Annotated in this window: 15 protein-coding genes and 2 tRNA genes; 7 read left to right on the top strand and 10 right to left on the bottom strand. The window is 71.3% G+C overall.

The window, feature by feature from the left end; genetic code table 11:
* Positions 1–17 precede the first annotated feature (17 nt).
* Together yciH and Hbl1158_RS14260 are read left to right on the top strand one after the other, a co-directional pair.
* Positions 18–311, top strand: a complete 294-nt coding sequence (gene yciH / locus Hbl1158_RS14265) for a stress response translation initiation inhibitor YciH (RefSeq protein WP_234297916.1) — start codon at positions 18–20, stop codon at positions 309–311.
* A 237-nt stretch (positions 312–548) separates the two neighbouring features.
* Complete coding sequence (locus tag Hbl1158_RS14260; RefSeq protein ID WP_234297915.1) at positions 549–2,765, top strand: CARDB domain-containing protein; 2,217 nt, start codon at positions 549–551, stop codon at positions 2,763–2,765.
* Positions 2,766–2,840: 75 nt separating this feature from the next.
* Here Hbl1158_RS14260 and Hbl1158_RS14255 read toward each other — a convergent pair whose 3' ends face one another.
* The 7 genes from Hbl1158_RS14255 to Hbl1158_RS14225 all read right to left on the bottom strand — a co-directional run bounded on the left by Hbl1158_RS14255 (position 2,841) and on the right by Hbl1158_RS14225 (position 8,634).
* A complete protein-coding gene (locus tag Hbl1158_RS14255) occupies positions 2,841–3,206 on the bottom strand; it encodes a rhodanese-like domain-containing protein (protein WP_234297914.1) in 366 nt (121 codons plus the stop codon).
* 108 nt (positions 3,207–3,314) lie between these two features.
* A complete protein-coding gene (locus Hbl1158_RS14250) occupies positions 3,315–3,827 on the bottom strand; it encodes an NUDIX hydrolase (RefSeq protein ID WP_234299543.1) in 513 nt (170 codons plus the stop codon).
* 119 nt (positions 3,828–3,946) lie between these two features.
* Positions 3,947–4,348, bottom strand: coding sequence for a hypothetical protein (locus tag Hbl1158_RS14245; protein ID WP_234297913.1), 402 nt, complete (start codon positions 4,346–4,348; stop codon positions 3,947–3,949).
* Positions 4,349–4,379: 31 nt separating this feature from the next.
* Positions 4,380–4,883, bottom strand: a complete 504-nt coding sequence (locus Hbl1158_RS14240; RefSeq protein WP_234297912.1) for a DUF5809 family protein — start codon at positions 4,881–4,883, stop codon at positions 4,380–4,382.
* Positions 4,884–4,969: 86 nt separating this feature from the next.
* Positions 4,970–5,518, bottom strand: coding sequence for a DUF5810 domain-containing protein (locus Hbl1158_RS14235; RefSeq protein WP_234297911.1), 549 nt, complete (start codon positions 5,516–5,518; stop codon positions 4,970–4,972).
* A 71-nt stretch (positions 5,519–5,589) separates the two neighbouring features.
* Complete coding sequence (rimI, locus tag Hbl1158_RS14230; protein WP_234297910.1) at positions 5,590–6,162, bottom strand: ribosomal protein S18-alanine N-acetyltransferase; 573 nt, start codon at positions 6,160–6,162, stop codon at positions 5,590–5,592.
* 486 nt (positions 6,163–6,648) lie between these two features.
* Positions 6,649–8,634, bottom strand: a complete 1,986-nt coding sequence (locus tag Hbl1158_RS14225) for an aconitate hydratase (protein WP_234297909.1) — start codon at positions 8,632–8,634, stop codon at positions 6,649–6,651.
* Between the two features lie 229 nt (positions 8,635–8,863).
* On the opposite strand from Hbl1158_RS14225, the gene Hbl1158_RS14220 reads away from it, so the two are divergent.
* Together Hbl1158_RS14220 and Hbl1158_RS14215 are read left to right on the top strand one after the other, a co-directional pair.
* Complete coding sequence (locus Hbl1158_RS14220; protein WP_234297908.1) at positions 8,864–9,322, top strand: deoxyuridine 5'-triphosphate nucleotidohydrolase; 459 nt, start codon at positions 8,864–8,866, stop codon at positions 9,320–9,322.
* Positions 9,323–9,482: 160 nt separating this feature from the next.
* Positions 9,483–11,339, top strand: a complete 1,857-nt coding sequence (locus Hbl1158_RS14215) for a PAS domain-containing sensor histidine kinase (protein ID WP_234297907.1) — start codon at positions 9,483–9,485, stop codon at positions 11,337–11,339.
* Between the two features lie 214 nt (positions 11,340–11,553).
* Here Hbl1158_RS14215 and Hbl1158_RS14210 read toward each other — a convergent pair.
* Both Hbl1158_RS14210 and Hbl1158_RS14205 read right to left on the bottom strand, forming a co-directional pair.
* Positions 11,554–11,627, bottom strand: a tRNA-Lys gene (locus tag Hbl1158_RS14210).
* 69 nt (positions 11,628–11,696) lie between these two features.
* The gene (locus Hbl1158_RS14205) at positions 11,697–12,479 is read right to left on the bottom strand and encodes a hypothetical protein (protein WP_234297906.1); all 783 of its coding nucleotides are present in this window, start codon (positions 12,477–12,479) and stop codon (positions 11,697–11,699) included.
* 143 nt (positions 12,480–12,622) lie between these two features.
* Here Hbl1158_RS14205 and Hbl1158_RS14200 point away from each other — a divergent pair, with 143 nt between their 5' ends.
* Both Hbl1158_RS14200 and Hbl1158_RS14195 read left to right on the top strand, forming a co-directional pair.
* Positions 12,623–13,276, top strand: coding sequence for a non-canonical purine NTP pyrophosphatase (locus Hbl1158_RS14200; protein WP_234297905.1), 654 nt, complete (start codon positions 12,623–12,625; stop codon positions 13,274–13,276).
* A 122-nt stretch (positions 13,277–13,398) separates the two neighbouring features.
* Positions 13,399–14,154 carry a hypothetical protein gene (locus Hbl1158_RS14195; RefSeq protein ID WP_234297904.1) on the top strand — a complete coding sequence of 252 codons (756 nt, stop codon included), beginning with the start codon at positions 13,399–13,401 and terminating at the stop codon, positions 14,152–14,154.
* Between the two features lie 321 nt (positions 14,155–14,475).
* Here Hbl1158_RS14195 and Hbl1158_RS14190 read toward each other — a convergent pair.
* Positions 14,476–14,546: transfer RNA gene (locus Hbl1158_RS14190), tRNA-Gly, on the bottom strand.
* Between the two features lie 202 nt (positions 14,547–14,748).
* Between Hbl1158_RS14190 and Hbl1158_RS14185 the strand changes: the two genes are divergently transcribed.
* Positions 14,749–15,582 (top strand): NAD+ synthase, encoded by an 834-nt coding sequence (locus Hbl1158_RS14185; protein WP_234297903.1) that lies wholly within the window; start codon positions 14,749–14,751, stop codon positions 15,580–15,582.
* Positions 15,583–15,589 lie beyond the last annotated feature (7 nt).

Genomic DNA, 15,589 nt, shown 5'->3' with positions numbered 1-15,589 from the left:
TGTAGTCCCGAGCGGAAATGTCCGAGGTATGCTCGACGTGCGGACTGCCTGAGGAACTCTGCGTCTGCGAGGACGTCGCCAAGGAGTCTCAGGAGATCTCGATCCGCATCGACGAGCGCAGGTACGGCAAGGAGGTAACGGTCATCGAAGGGTTCGACCCCAAGGACGTCGACATGGACTCGCTGTCCAGCGACCTGAAGTCGAAGTTCGCCTGCGGCGGCACCGTCGAGGACGGGTCCATCGAGCTGCAGGGGAACCACAGCGGTCGCGTGGAGGACTTCCTCCGCGACAAGGGGTTCAACGTCGCGTGACCTCCGGGCCGACCTGACACCGCCGTCGAGCACGACCGCCGTCCGTTCTCCCGTTTTCCCGCTCGCCAGCCACGGCGTCGACCGGCGGTTCCCCCGTCGTCGTCGGTCCCCGTCCAGTCGGTTCCCGGTCGTCGTCCCGCGTCCCGTCGGCGGCGGTCACCCCGCCCTCGGTCGGGTCTCGCCCGTCGCTGACGCCGGAGCCAACGGTTTTACGCGCTCCGGGTGTAGCCCGACCAGATGCCTCGGGGGACCCGTGCGGTCGTCGGATTAGCGCTCGTGCTCGTGCTCGTTTCTGCCGCGCCCGCGTCCGCAGTCGCTCACTCGACCGCGCCGACGCCGTCGCCGGCGTCGGCGACCGCCGACGTCGCCGCCGGCGACGCGGCCGCCGGGACCGCCGTGACCGCCGCGGACGAGGACACCATCCACGTGCGGACGACGCTGTCGCTCACGCCCGAGCGCCCCGGCGAGGTCGACGTCACCCTTCGGTTCGACGTGCCCGACCGGGTGAGCGAGCTCTCGCCGACGGTCGACGCCCGCGCGACCGGCGTCGAGACCGACGGCTTCGCCGCCGCCGGCGACGGGACCTACGAGTGGGACGGCGACACCGCGTCGCCGACGATCAGCTACCGGCTCCCCGCCAACCAGACCGTCCGGTCGTCGCGGCTCGCCCGGGAGGACCGCGGCGGCGGGGCCGGCGCGGTCTCGCCCGCGGACCTCGCCGGTGACGCCGCCTCCGTCGGCGACGACGGTGGGTACCGATTCGTCGATACCGGTCCGTGGGCGCTCGTCTCGACGCCGACGGTCTCGGTGTCGTTCCGCTACTACGGCGACACCCAGCCCCGCGTGGTCCGCGACCCGACCGTCAACGGTCCCGGCGCGGTCGGCGAGCGGATCGCGTTCCTCGGCGAGCACGAGGTCCACGAGCACACGGCCCACGGGCAGACGTTCCGGCTGGTCGTCCCGGCGGCGGCGTCCGACTCGATGCGCGTCGAGCCCGCGGCCGTATTCGACTCGCTCGCGTCGGCGTCCGACTCCATGCGCGTCGGCGACCGCGACGAGTCGGTGTTCCTCGTGGCCGCCCCGACCGGGGTCGACTGGGGCGTGGCCGGCCTCCAGACCGGCGACGCGGACGCGTGGGTGCGAGCCGACGAACCCCTCGACGCGGCTCGAAACGCGTGGCTCCACGAGTACGTCCACACCAGACAGGCGTACCGCACGACGCCCGAGACCCGCTGGACGATCGAGGGGTCGGCCACCTACTACGCCGCGGCGCTCGCGCTCCGCCAGGACCGGATCGACTTCCGGACGTTCGCCGACGCCCTCGCGCGCGGCGAGCGCGACGCGTACGCCGACGCCGTGCTCGCCGACCCCGACACGTGGACCGCCGACGCGCAGTACCGCAAGGGCGCGCTCGTCGCCGGCGACCTCGACCGTCGGATCCGGCTGGCCAGCGACGGCGGCGCGACGCTCGGAACCGTGCTGCGGCGACTGAACGCCGAGTCCGACGCGTCGGACCCGAACGCCCAGCCGATCTCCGAGGACCGCCTCCTCGACGTCGTCGCTGACGTGGCCGACGACGCCGTCGCCGACGACGCGCGGCGGTTCACCCGCACGGAGGCGACGCCCGAGGCGTGGTCGGCCGAGGAGCACGAGGCGGCGTTCGGTCGCCTCGCCGCACAGATACGGATCTCCTCGGGGACGGAGCTTCGGGTGAACGGCTCCTCCCGGAACGCGACGGTCGGCCCGACGCCCACGGTCGCCGTCGGCGAGACGGTGTCCGTCCCGGTCGAGGTGGAGAACGTCGGCGGCGAGTCCGGCGACTACCGGGTCACGCTCACGGTCGACGGTGCCCCCGTCGCGAACGCGACCGGCACCCTGAGCGCGAACGCCGCCGAGACTCGCCGCCTGTCGTGGACGCCGAACGCGACGGGGACCTACCGGGTGGGCGTCCCCGGACGGACCTACGAGGTGCGGGTGTCGGAGCCGGACCCGCCCGCGGTGTCGTCGCTGTCGGTCGATCGATCGACCGTCGCCGTCGGCGAATCCGTGACCCTCGAGGCGACCGTCGTCGCCGGGAACTCCGTGCCCACGGTCGGCGACCTCGCGGTCCGGGTGGACGGCGAGCGCGTCGGGACCGAGTCGGTCTCGGTCGCCCCCGGCGAGACGCGAACGGTCCGGATCCCGGTCTCGTTCGACGGGCCCGGCGAGCACACGGTCGCCGTCGGCGACGAGCGCGTGACGATAACCGTGACCGCGGACGCGACGACGACCGACGCGGACGACCGGACGACCGGAGGCGAGCAGTCGACGAGCGCCACCGTCGACCCGATCGACGACGACCGGAACGGCACCGACACGTCGCTCCCGGGCCTCGGCGCGGGCGGCGCGCTGGCGGCGCTGGCGCTGTCGGTCGTACTCGCGGCGCTCGGTCGGAACCGGGACGGGCAGACGTAGGCGGCTCGCGGCTCCGATCGATCTCTGTCGATCGGGTCTCGGTCGGTCCGGTCTCTCTCGGTCTGATCCGCCCGGTCAGAACGGCGACTGGGGCCCCTCGTCGGTCTCCGCCTCGGCGTCGTCGCCGCCGGCCTCGAGGTCGCCGGTCCACGCCTCCAGCCCGCCGGCCATGCTCTCGACGCGCGCGTCGGCCGTGCCCTCGAACGACGCGATGAGGTTCGCCGCCTGCACGCTGGCTTTCCCGTGCGGGCAGACGGTCACGACGCGCTCGCTGCCCGTCAGCGAGGCGACGCGGTCGGGCAGTTGCTGGAACGGGACGTTCTCGGAGCCGGGGATGTGGCCGCGCGCGTACGCCCCCGGCGAGCGGATGTCGACGACGCGGACGTCCGCGCCCTCGTCGAGGAGTCGCTCGACCTCCTCGGGTGATATCTCGCCGTCCATGCACGTGGGGTGCCGTCGCCCGGTGAAAAGCGCTCCGCCGCCGGCGACGCGACCACGCGCGGCGTGCCCGACGTGCGCCCCGCCGTCACGCGCTCGCGTCCGGCCGCCCTACAGCAGCCCCTCCTCGCGAGCCAGCAGCACGCCCTCCAGCGTCGCGTCGTTCGTCGGGGGCGTGCGCGCCACGGCGGCGGCCTCGTCGACGGGGACGGTTCGAGGGACCAGGTACTCGTTGTCGTCCAGCTCCTGTCCGACCGCCTCCAGCCCCTCCGCGAAGACGAACCCCCGCGTGTGACGCAGCAGGCCGGTCGTGCACTGCACCTCCCCGAGCAGCGAGAGCGAGTCGGCGTCGAAGCCGGTCTCCTCGCGGAGTTCGCGGCGGCCCGCGGCGGTGTACGACTCGCCGGCCTCGACGATGCCCGCGGGGAGTTCCAGTTGGGTGTTGCGGACCGTCGGGCGGTACTGCTCGACCACCAGGAGGTCGTCGCCGGCGCGAGCGAGGACGACGACCGCCGTCGCCAGCTCCGCCCAGTAGTAGCGCTTCGTCGAGCCGTCGGGGTGCTCGACCAGGTCGTAGCCGGCGGTCACCCAGCCGGTCTCGTACTCGACGGCCGTCTCCACCACCGGCCAGTCCGGCTCGCCGGGCCAGTCGTGTCGCCTCCCGTCGTCGAACTCGGGGGCGTCGCTCGTCCACGCCGCCTCGTGCTCGCCGCCGTCGCGGTCGCCGTCGGATCGCTCGTCACTCACGGTTGCGTCACCGTTACGCGGTAGCGGGTATCGTTGTATCGGACGAAGACGGCGTCCCCCTCGACGGCCCCGGCGGGCGCGAACTCCCGGAACGTCGCCACCTCGTCGAACGGGGAATGGGCGAACTCCTCTTTCAGTCCGTAGGCACCGCGTTGGTACCCCTCCGACCGGCCGTCGTCGGCCTCGACGGCCGCGAAGAAGTACTGGAAGCGCTGTTCGGCGATGCCGTCTTCGGTCGCGTTCAGCTCGTAGGCCGGTCCCTCGGCGTCGTCGGCGGGGGTCGCCTCCAGGTAGTACGGGTCGCCCGACCCGAGGTACGACGGGAGGGCCCCGAGCGCGAGCAGGAGGAGGACTACGACGCCGAGGCCCACGAGCGTCTTTCGGGTGACCGATCGCATGGGGGCGGTTGGGCCCGCCCGCGAAAACCGGTTACGGCTCCGGCTCGGAATCGGGGTCTGCGTCGCCCCCGCGGTCGCCGTCGGCCGCGTCGCGGTCGCCGTCGACGACCGGACGGTACGCTCGGCCGAACGCGCGCCGGCGGAGCGTTCCGAGCGCGGCCTCGCGCTCGGCCTGCCACGTCGCCGCGACCACGGGCTTGGGGCCCTCGCCGTCGGGCGCGAACGCGACGGGGTGCCAGACGACGTTGTCGACGGTGTCGCTGCCGGCCATGTCCGACTCGTACTCGGGGTGGTCGTCGAGCCACGCCTCGTACTCCTCGCGCGTCCCGACGTGGACGCGCAGCAGCGACGCGAACAGCGCGTCCCTGACCGTCTCGATCACCTCGCCGGTGACGCGCTCGGCGTACTCCTCGCGGTCGAACTCCATCGCCCGCGTCGCCTCGCGGACGGCGACTTTCGCGGCGGGCACGAGCGCCTCGTACTCCTCGCGCGCCTCGGCGGGCGTCGCCGGCGCGAGCGTCCCTTCGGTGTCCATACCCGACGCTGCGGGCGTGCGAGCCAAGAGTGGTTCCCTTCCCGCCGACCGATCTGCCCCTCGTCGGCCGTCCCGCGATCGATCCGCTACCGCTCGTCCGCCTCGCCGGCCGTCGCGTCGCTCTCCTCCGTGTCCTCGTCGTCCGTCGTTCCGTCGCCTCCGGCCGTGGCCTCATCGTCCGCCGTTCCGTCGTCTCCGGCCGTGTCCTCGCCCTCGTGCTCGTCGTTCGAGTCGTCCATCCCGTACATCTCCTCGGTGAGTTCCTGCGCCTCCGCGAGCACGGACTCGACCGCCTCGTCGACGACGGCCTCCGCCGCGCCGCCCACGGCGTCGCCCATCGCGTCGTCGGCAGCGTCGGGTCGGCCCGGGTCGCCGTGACCGTCGTGCTCGCCTCGGGGGCTCCCCCCGGCCGCCCCCGTCGTGTCCTCGAACACCTCGTCGTACTCGGTCTCGCTCGCGTGGTCGGTGACGACCGACGCGAGGTCGGCGGGCGTCCGGTCGCCCCAGCCGTCGACGTGCTCGTCCAGCCACTCCTCGTGGTCGTCGCCGTGGAGCATCGCCGTGAACGCGAGGTGGTTCGCCAGGTGCTCGCCGTCGCGCTGGGGCGTCTCACACACCGGACAGGCGTATCCCATGCGCCCGACTCGGGGCTCGGCGTGCAAAAACACCCGCCGTCCGCCGTGAGCAACGGGACGCGAGGAGGATGTCAGCGTGCGCCGTCGTCCGCGTCGCCGGCGGCGTTGCGGCGGCGGACCCACGCGCCCACGTCCAGTCGCATCACGAACGCCGCCTCCCCGTCGCCGTAGTAGCTCGGGACCCGACGGCTCGGCTCGAACCCCTCGTCGACGTACAGTTCCTGCGCCCGGTGGTTGCTCTCGCGCACCTCCAGCTTCACGACGCTCGCGCCGGCGGCCGCCAGCTCCGTCAGCGCCGTCCGGAGGAGTCGCCGGCCGAGCCCGCGCCCCTGGGCGTCGGGACGGACGGCGATGTCCTTGACGTGGCCGATATCGCGTCCGTGATTCGGCGTCACGTCGCCGACGACGTACCCGAGGACCGTCCCCGAATCGATGCGGTCGGGGGCGTCCTCGGGATCGCCGCCCTCGGCGACGAGGAACGCCGGCGCGTCGAGCAGACGCTCGAAGGCGGCGTACGGCCACGGCTGGGCGAACACGGCCTTCTCGATGCGGAACACCCCCAGAAGGTCCGCGCGCTCGACCGGCCGGATCCGGGCGTCGCCGCGCGTGCTGTCGCCGGCGGCGGAGTCGCGCGAGGTGGTCACGCCCCGCTCTTTGGAGGTTGTACGCATAAGTGAACTGGCGGATGAACGTTCGCCAGGAGAGCAGTAGATGGTTGCGGTGCGGTTAACGTATCATACCGCGAGCGAGGCCGGAGGCCGAGCGAGCGGCCTTTCGGCATTACGGAAACTCTTCGATTTCCCGTCAGCAGTCGGATTCCGGAGGAATCCGACGACATGAACGGGTTTTCGCCGAGTGGTTCCCGCAGCGCTCGCCTCCGGCGAGCGCGAGGAAACCCGAGGCGAAAAGAGGTTCTTGGTGGGCGGCTCGGGCCATGCGGCCTCCCTGCGGTCGGCCGCGGACACCTCGCCGTTCACGAGAGCGAAGCTCTCGTGAGCTCACGAGACGCGCAGCGTCTCGTGAACGCCGTTTCACCGAGCCGACTTCGTCGGCTCGCTCTTCCTATGGGCGGAGCGGCACAAAAGACCGCTCCGCCGCTTTACCGAGGTCTCGCTCCGCTCGACCTCGCTCTAGTCGTCAGCGGGCGCTGCGCCGCTGCCGGACTGGTGCTGCTGTTTCGTCCACGAGAGCTTGCCGCCGGCCGCGAGGATCTTGCGCTCGCGCTCGGAGGCGTCGAGGTGCGCCGTGGCCTCCCAGTCGTCGTTCACGCGGACGGTGAACTCGGTCTGGCCGTTGCGGACGCCCTCGTCCACGTCGTCGACGATCTCAACGTCGTCGCCCTGCTCGATGTTCTCGTACGTCTCCTCGTCGATGGTGAGCGGGACGAGGCCGAAGTTGAACAGGTTCGCCTTGTGGATGCGGGCGAAGCTCTGCGCGAGCACGCCCTCGATCCCGAGGAACATCGGGCACAGGGCCGCGTGCTCACGCGAGGACCCCTGTCCGTAGTTCTCGCCGGCGACGAGGAAGCCGCCGTCGGCGTCCAGCGCGCGCTGGGCGAACGTGTCGTCGACGCGCGAGAGCGTGAACTCCGAGAGCTTCTCGATGTTCGAGCGGAACTTGAGGATGTCCGCCGTCGCCGGGATGATGTGGTCGGTCGTGATGTTGTCCTCCATCTTCAGGAGCGCCTCGCCGCGGATGTCGGAGGCGATCCCGTCCTTCAGGGGGACGTCGCCGATGTTCGGACCCTTGATGAGCCCGTCGTCGACGGCCTCGTCGGGGCTGATGATGTCCGGGTCGGACTCGCCCATCCCGGGACCGTACTTCGTGCCCATCTCGAGACCGGGCGCCTCGAGGTCGCCGAGTTCGTCGGCCAGGTCACGCGGGTCGACGATCTCGCCGGCGATGGCCGCCGCCGTGGCGACCTCGGGCGAGCACAGGTACACCGAGTCGTCCTCGATGCCCGAGCGGCCCTCGAAGTTGCGGTTGAACGTGCGCAGCGAGACGGAGTCGGAGGCGGGCACGTGGCCGATGCCGATGCAGGCACCGCACGTCGCCTCCGAGAAGTTCACGCCGGCGGCCATCATCTCGGCCGTCCAGCCCTCGCGGGCGAGCATCTCGGAGGCCTGCTTGGAGCCGGGCGCGACGATCATCTCGGTCTTCTTGGCGACCTCGCGGCCCTCCAGCATCTTCGCGCCGGGGAGGATGTCCTCGTAGGCACCGTTCGTACAGGAGCCGATGATGACCTGCTCGACGTCCTCGCCGGCCACCTCGCTGACGGGCACGACGTTGTCGGGCATCGACGGCGTGGCGATGAGCGGCTCCAGATCCGAGAGGTCGACCTCGATGGTCTCGGCGTACTCGGCGTCCTCGTCGGGCGAGAGGTCGACGTACTCCTCCTCGCGGTCCTGGCGCGCCAGCCAGTCTTTCGTCTTCTCGTCGGTGCCGAAGATCGAGGAGGTGGCACCGAGCTCCGTGCCGAGGTTCGTGATCGTCGTCCGCTCGGGGATCGTGAGGTCCTCGACGCCGGAACCGGTGTACTCCAGCACCTTGCCGACGCCGCCCTTGACGGTCAGCTCGCCCAGCAGGTGTAGCGCGATGTCCTTCGCCGTCGCCCAGTCGGGAAGCTCGCCCTCGAGTTGGACGTTCACGACCTCGGGCATCTCGACGTAGTAGGGGCCGCCGCCCATCGCGACGGCGATGTCGAGGCCGCCCGCGCCGATCGCAAGCTGGCCGAGCCCGCCGGGGGTCGGCGTGTGGGAGTCCGAGCCGAGGAGCGTCTTCCCGGGCGCGGCGAAGTTCTCCTTGTGGACCTGGTGGCAGATGCCGTTGCCCGGACGGGAGAAGTACGCGCCGAAGGTGCCCGCGGCCGAACGCAGGAAGCGGTGGTCGTCGGTGTTCTTGAAGTCGAACTGGTACGTCTGGTGGTCGCAGTACTGCGCGGCCAGTTCCGTCTGGACCTCGTCGAGGTCAAGCGCCTCGAACTGCAGCCACACCATCGTCCCCGTCGTGTCCTGCGTGAGGACCTGGTCGATCTCGATTCCGATCTCCTCGCCGGGTGTCAGCTCACCCTCGACGAGGTGGTCGTCGAGAATCTGCTCTGTAATCGTCTGTCCCATATCGTCCGCGTATCGTCGCCCGGCGGATATAAATCCGGCGAGTTATGACCTCGACGTTCGTGATAGACCGCCATTCCGTCCGGTAATTATTGCGTGATCGATTCGTCCGACCGGCGCGAATCCGACCGAACGTTTTCCGATCGGTCGGTTCGGTAGACGGTCACCTCGGACGGGTCCTCGACGGTTGGCGACCGGCGTGCTTTTTGGTCGGCCTGTATCTCCCTCGGGTATGTTCGAATCCGGCCCGACCGTCGCACGGCACCTCGACCCCGTCGCGGACGAGCAGATCCAGCCCAACGGCGTCGATCTCACCGTCGACGCGGTGTACGAACAGGTCGAGCCCGGTCGGATCGGCCGCGACGAGAAGTCGGTCGGCGAGCGCGCCGAGGTCGCCCCCGAGGACGGTTCGTACCGCCTCGACCCCGGCGCGTACGTCCTGAAGTACGGCGAGCGGATCACCGTCCCCGACGATCACGTCGGCTTCGTCTACCCGCGGTCGACGCTCCTGCGTAACTCGTGCATGCTCAACACCGCCGTGTGGGACGCCGGCTACGAGGGTCGCGGCGAGGGACTCCTCCAGGTGGGCCACTCGATCGAGATCGAACCCGGCGCGCGCGTGGCACAGTTCGTCATCGCGGCCGCCGACCACGAGGGACGATACGACGGCACCTACCACGGCGAGTCCTGACCGCGGAGGGCGACGTTCCTCCGTCTCCGCCCGTCTCTCGCCTGTCCGCTCCCGACCCGAACCGGGTGTTCCCGGTCAACAGCCGACAGGCGTCTGACGAAAGACTGTTTGTATGTCGTGAAAGACTGGCACGTACTTCGGCGTCGGGCCGTATCAACACATGTCGACGAACGATCCGGTCGTGTACCGCGAGGCGTTTCGGGAGACGGTCGATCCGGCCGTCATCACCGACACCGATCTCGTCATCACCGATGTCAACGACGCGGCGCGGGAGTTCACCGGATACGACCGAGAGGAACTGATCGGATCGACGCCGGCGACGTTCGTCAGCGACGAGGCGGTGTACGCCGACATCGAGGAGACGGTCCGCGAGGGCGAGCGCTGGGCGGACGAGTTCGAGTTCACGACCCGAGACGGGGGCCTCGTCTACGGTCACGGCTGCGCCTCTCCGCTGGTGATCGACGGCGACACGCGCGGGTACGCCCTCGTGTTCTCGGACATGACGCGTCGCCGACGCTACGAGGAGTCGCTTCGCATCCTCAATCGCGTCCTCAGACACAACCTCCGGAACGACGCGAACGTGGTGTTGGGCCACGTCGAGCGCGTCGCCGACGAGGTCGCAGAGCGCGTCGACGGTCCGGGCGTCGCGTCGCTGCTGGACTCGCTCGACACCGCCGCCGACCGCGTCGACGACATGCTCGAACGCGCACGCACGACCCGTCGCTTCAGCGGCGTCCTCGCGGGCGACACCGGCACGCTTCGGCCGATCGATCTGGCGGCGGCCCTCGAGGAAGCGGTCGCCGACGCCCCGACCGCCGACGTCTCCGTGACCGACGAGGTGTCCGGCCCGCTGCCGGTGCTGGCCGACGAGATGCTGCCGTCGGCGCTGTACGCCGTCGTCGAGAACGCGATCGAACACAACGACGCCGCTCACCCGCGACTCCACCTCTCGGCCCGAGAGGAGGACGATCGGGTCGTCCTCTCGATCGCCGACAACGGTCCCGGGATCGACCCGTCCCGCCACGACGAGATATTCGGCTACGGCGAGCACACCCAGGTCGAACACGGCGAGGGGCTGAGCCTGTTCTTCGTCGACCGACTCATGGAGGTGTACGGAGGCGAAGTCGACATCCGCGCGAACGACCCCGACGGAACCGTCTTCACGCTCGGCTTCCGCCGCGGCGACGAGTCGGCTCTGTCCCGGGAGGGATCGGACGGGTCCCGCACCGACCCGGACGCGTCCCACGACGACCCGGACGCACCGGCCCACACCGCCGAGAGCATCGCGGACGGGTCGGGTCCCGCCTCGACCCCCGCGGATGTGGACCCGTCGACCGGGATCCTCCCCCCGACGGACGGCGTCGGCTCCCGCCCCGCGCGCCCCCCGAGTGATCGGCCCGAGCAGGCGACGGCCGCCGACCGTTCACTCCCCGACGCGAGTCCCGATCCCGACCCCGGGACAGACCCCGCTCCGTCGCTCGATTCGCCCCCGACCGGCCTTCCCGACGCGAACTCCGTCGACCCCTCGGATTCGCACGCCGCCGAGGCCGACTCGACGGACCGCGAGAACACCTCCGCGTCAGCCGACCGACGGGACTCCACCCGGGAGACGACCGAGACCGTCGCGGCGGCCGTCGGCGACTCGGTGACGGCCGACCGCCTCGCCGGCGACGCCCGCGGCTTCCCGCCGGTGTCGGACGCGCTCTCCGAGCACGAACAGCCGCATCACCTCCTGCGCCTCCGCGCGGGCGACCCGGTCGGCGGCTCCTGCGGCTCGTCCCTGCGGGGGGCCGCCGCCGTCGCGTTCACCGACACCGCCGCGGTCGTCGTGGTCGACGGCGACGACGGGGGGCGACTCGTCGTGCCGTACCGGTCGCTGACGGCGGTCGCCCGCGAGCGCGACGCCGTGGTGCTCGACGCCGGCGGCACGACCTATCGCCTGCTGCTCCCCCGAGCCGCGGACGACGGGGCGGCCGTCGACGACGCCGTGACGTTCCTCGAACGGGAACTCCGGTAGCGACTCGCCGACCTGCTTTGCTCACTCGTGCCGTAGTTCGAACCCCTCCAGCGAGCGCTGTTCACACTCGCTTCGCTCGTGAGAACAGCGGGCTGGGAGGGATTCGAACCACGCCGTCGGCTCGCTTCGCTCGCCGCCGTCTACTTCGGATCCCTCGGACACCGTCCGTGCGCCGCGGCTCCTCACTTTGTTCGTCACGTGCGGCACACGGGAGCGGGCTGGGAGGGATTCGAACCCCCGACCGTCCGGTTAAAAGCCGGACGCTCTCCCTAACTGAGCTACCAGCCCTGGGCCGGACTTACCGTCGTGCCCGCATAAGCGTTTACGAAGCGTCGCCGACGCGACGACCGCCCCCGATCAGCGGTAGGTCTCGAGCGCGTCGGCGATCACGTCGCCGGGCTCGCGGTTCTCCAGGGAGGCGCGGTCCCTGAGCCGTCGGTACACCGCCGGCGGGAGGTCGACCCGAAGTCTGCCGGGGGTGACGCCCTCCTCGCGCAGGGCGATCTCGGGGTCGGTGCCGTCGTTGATCGCCGAGGCGATCCGGCGGACCTCTCGGACCGTGAGATCGGCGTCGAGGATCGCCCACGCCACCCGGAAGCGCGCGTCGCCGGCGACGCGGGCGACGTGCTTCGCCGCCGTCGGGGCGATGTCGCCGCGGGCGACGTGTCGCCGGACGGACTCGGGGAGGTCGTGCACCCGCGCCCACTTCCGGATGAACGACACCTGCACGCCGTCGCCGGCGGCCTCGGCGGCCGCCTTGTACGAACCGTGGCCGCGCACGAGCGCCGCGCAGGCGGCCGCCCCGCGCAGCATCACGACGTTGTCGTCGCCGCCGACGGCGTCGCCGGCGAACTGACGGACGGTCTCGGCGGCCTCGGCGAGGCTCTCGTCGTCGTCGGGGTCGAAGCGCGCGGCCCGCTCGGCGCGTTCGCCGGCGACCGCCGGGTCGCCGCGAACGACCGGCTCGCCGACCTCGGCTCGCCGGTCCGCGGGCCGAAGCCCCGAGTCGCCGTCGCGGTGATCGACATCCCCGCGGCGGCCGCCGCGATCGCTGCGATCCCCGCGACCGCGGCGATCGTCGCGATCGTCATCGCCGGCGCGACCGCCGCGGTCGCCGCCGTCGGGGCGCTCGTCACTCATCGAGCGTGAGTCGGACCCGACGAAGCAAAAGGCTCCCGGGGGTGGCCGTTCTCGCCGACTGCTCTGACGCCGGTTGGGTCTCCTCCCGCACGTTCGGAACCGGACATCGACGCGGCTTTGCCGGGGCCGACCCCAGCGCCGGTATGCTTCGGTACGTCACGACCAACCCGGGCAAGGTCCGCGAGGCCGAGGAGTACCTCGGCGACGCGGTCGCCCAACTCGAGTTCGACTACGCGGAGGTCCAGGCGCACGACCTCGAACCGATCGCCGCCCGCGGTGCCAGGGAGGCGTACCGCCACGCGGGCGAGCCGGTGATCGTCGACGACGCCGGGCTGTTCGTCCGCGGCCTCGACGGCTTCCCCGGCCCCTACTCCGCGTACGCCGAGGACACCCTCGGCGTCGAGGCCGTCCGGCGGCTCGTCCACCGCGAACTCGACGACCGCCGCGCCGAGTTCCGCTGCGTCCTCGCCTACTGCGACGGCGAGCCGTTCGACGCCTCGCCGGACCCGGTCGACCGCGGTGACCGCGTCGCCGCCGCGGCCGCGGGAGCCGACAGCGACCCCGCGAGCGACGCCGACGGGGAGGGAACGGAGTCCCTCCCGGTGAAGCTGTTCGCCGGCGTCGTCCGCGGCGAGGTCGTCGAGGCCCGCGGCGACGGCGGCTTCGGCTACGACCCGATCTTCGAGTACGACGGCTCGACGTTCGCCGAGATGGGTCCCGGTGAGAAGAACGCGATCTCCCACCGCGGGCGGGCGCTGGAGAAGTTCGGGGAGTGGTATCAGGAGCGTAGCGACTGATAGTAGACGAGGCCCGAGCGGAGCGAGGGTCTCGGCGTGGTTCGCCGAACGCTAGTGAGAAGCCGTTGGGCTCGCTCGGGACGGTCGCCGACGCTAAGCCGTCGCCGACGCAACGCCGTCGCATGCCCCGCGCGGTCGCCATCAACGTCGCCGCCAACACGAACCTCCCGGGTCGCCGCGGGCCTGTGTACCCGGACGGCTCGTTCGTCTACGTCCCGATCCCCGAGCGCGAGCCGACCGCCGAGCCGGTGCCCACCTACGCCGACCTGGGCCTGACTCGGTTCGTCCCACCCGAGGCCGCGGACCTGCCGGTCCACCTCGACCCGGAGTTCGCGGGCGTCCTCGGCCGGGAGTCGCACACCTACGGCGACCCGCACGGCGTGAAGGCCGGCCCGATCGCCGAACTCGACCCCGGCGACTCGCTGTTGTTCTACGCGACGCTGACCGTCGCCGCCGACGGTGACGGCGACGGCGACAGCGACGGCGACCCCGTCGATTGGCTCCCTCCGGAGTGGGGCTGCTTCCTGATCGGCGAGTTCCGCGTCGCCGAGGTGCTCGGCGGCGACGAGTACCGCGAGGCCGACGCGGCGACCCGGGAGCGGTTCGCCTCGAACGCACACGTCCGCCGCGAGTCGTTCGACGCGTCCGTGCTCGTCCGGGGCGACCCCGACGGATCGCGGCTGTTCGACCGCGCGGTCCCGCTGTCGTCCCCCGACGCCGGCGCGACGGCGAACCGACTGGTCACCGAGCTGTCGAGCGATTCCGGGAAGGGTCCCTGGTGGCGGCGCGTCCTCCGGTACGACGCCGACGCGACCGCCGACCTCCGGGGCCGCCTCGACGACGACCCCGCCGCGTGGATCCGTCGCGACGCCGAGTGACTGCCGCTTTCTCCGTCGGCGCTCGCGTGACCGCGGCGACGCCGGCGACGAGCGGGGCCGCGCCGACGCGAACGGGCCCCCGTCGCGACCGGAGCGCCCGGGCCGAGTGTCGGTTCGATCCGGAGGGTGACCGCCGCCCGCGGTGCTCGGGGATCGGACGAGAACCCGGCGCTTCCGCCGGTCAACGGCCGCGGTTCTCACTCCGTTCGAAGAATGCGCCGTCCGGGAATTGAACCACGCCCAGACGTGCTCGCTTCGCTGCGCGCGACTGGTCTACTTCAATTCCCGTCGGCAATTTCGCCTCACTTCGTTCGGCAGAAATGCGCCGTCCGGGAATTGAACCCGGGCTATTAGCTTGGGAAGCTAATGTCCTACCACTGGACCAACGGCGCTCGCTTCGTTTCACCCACTCGCGCCCCGAGGCTCGCGATTCCTCCGGGATCGCTCGCCGACGGCGCTCGTGTGTACCTCGACGTATTCGATCGCCGCACTTCAACCAATCGGTCGCACACGTCGACGCCGAAACTGGACGTGCGTCCACCGCCCGACGGACGAAGGGGGACTATTTGTCCCGCGACGCCGTATCCGGGATCGATGAGCGAATCCGTCCTGTTGGACGAGGAATCGACGCCCCTCGACCTCCGGCTCTCGGAGGCGGAACTCGACCGGGTGCACGAGCACGTCACAGACTTCATCGCCGACCGGGTCGACGCCGCGGGCGCGTCCGGCGCGGTGCTCGGCCTCTCGGGCGGGATCGACTCGACGACGGTCGCGCACCTCGCGGTCGACGCGCTCGGCGCGGACGGCCTGCGCGGACTGGTGATGCCCGGGTCGGTCAACACCGCAGCGAACATGAGCGACGCCGAGCGCGTCGCCGAGGACCTCGGCATCGAGTACGACGTGGTCGAGATCGAACCCATCGCCGAGGCGTTCTACGACGCGCTCCCCGCGGCCGCTGACGACCGAATGGCCGAGAGCAACGTCCGCGTCCGGGTGCGGGCGGTGCTCAACTACCTCGCGGCGAACGCCGACGACCGACTCGTGCTCGGCACCGGCAACCGAAGCGAGGCGCTCACCGGCTACTTCACGAAGTACGGTGATCAGGCGGTCGACTGCAATCCGATCGGCACCCTGTACAAACAGCAGGTGCGCCAGCTCGCCGCCCACGTCGGCGTTCCTCACGACCTGGTGATGAAGACCCCGTCCGCGGAGATGTGGACCGGCCAGACCGACGAGGAGGAGTTGGGGCTGAACTACGACACGCTCGATGCCGTCCTCGCGCTCCACATCGACGGCCCCCTGTCGACGAGTGCGACCGTCCGCGCGCTGGACGTGACCGCCGAGGACGTCGCCCGCGTCGAGGAGCTGTACGAGTCGTCGAAACACAAGCGCGCGATGCCCCCCGCGCCCGAGGACCTCTCGCTGTAGCGCCGAA

The sequence above is a fragment of the Halobaculum sp. CBA1158 genome, assembly GCF_021431925.1.
Classification (GTDB): Archaea; Halobacteriota; Halobacteria; order Halobacteriales; family Haloferacaceae; genus Halobaculum.
The sequence above is the reverse complement of the archived record's forward strand: the minus strand, read 5'-3'. Positions and strand labels throughout refer to the sequence as shown.

Bases quoted from the DNA above. Each gene is read 5' to 3' on its own strand.
- Hbl1158_RS14255 (WP_234297914.1), bottom strand. From the start codon at position 3,206: ATGGACGGCGAGATATCACCCGAGGAGGTCGAGCGACTCCTCGACGAG.
- Hbl1158_RS14185 (WP_234297903.1), top strand. From the start codon at position 14,749: ATGAGCGAATCCGTCCTGTTGGACGAGGAATCGACGCCCCTCGACCTC.
- Hbl1158_RS14240 (WP_234297912.1), bottom strand. From the start codon at position 4,883: ATGGACACCGAAGGGACGCTCGCGCCGGCGACGCCCGCCGAGGCGCGC.
- Hbl1158_RS14235 (WP_234297911.1), bottom strand. From the start codon at position 5,518: ATGGGATACGCCTGTCCGGTGTGTGAGACGCCCCAGCGCGACGGCGAG.
- yciH (WP_234297916.1), top strand. From the start codon at position 18: ATGTCCGAGGTATGCTCGACGTGCGGACTGCCTGAGGAACTCTGCGTC.
- Hbl1158_RS14200 (WP_234297905.1), top strand. From the start codon at position 12,623: ATGCTTCGGTACGTCACGACCAACCCGGGCAAGGTCCGCGAGGCCGAG.
- Hbl1158_RS14245 (WP_234297913.1), bottom strand. From the start codon at position 4,348: ATGCGATCGGTCACCCGAAAGACGCTCGTGGGCCTCGGCGTCGTAGTC.
- Hbl1158_RS14260 (WP_234297915.1), top strand. From the start codon at position 549: ATGCCTCGGGGGACCCGTGCGGTCGTCGGATTAGCGCTCGTGCTCGTG.
- Hbl1158_RS14220 (WP_234297908.1), top strand. From the start codon at position 8,864: ATGTTCGAATCCGGCCCGACCGTCGCACGGCACCTCGACCCCGTCGCG.
- Hbl1158_RS14205 (WP_234297906.1), bottom strand. From the start codon at position 12,479: ATGAGTGACGAGCGCCCCGACGGCGGCGACCGCGGCGGTCGCGCCGGC.
- Hbl1158_RS14215 (WP_234297907.1), top strand. From the start codon at position 9,483: ATGTCGACGAACGATCCGGTCGTGTACCGCGAGGCGTTTCGGGAGACG.
- Hbl1158_RS14195 (WP_234297904.1), top strand. From the start codon at position 13,399: ATGCCCCGCGCGGTCGCCATCAACGTCGCCGCCAACACGAACCTCCCG.
- Hbl1158_RS14225 (WP_234297909.1), bottom strand. From the start codon at position 8,634: ATGGGACAGACGATTACAGAGCAGATTCTCGACGACCACCTCGTCGAG.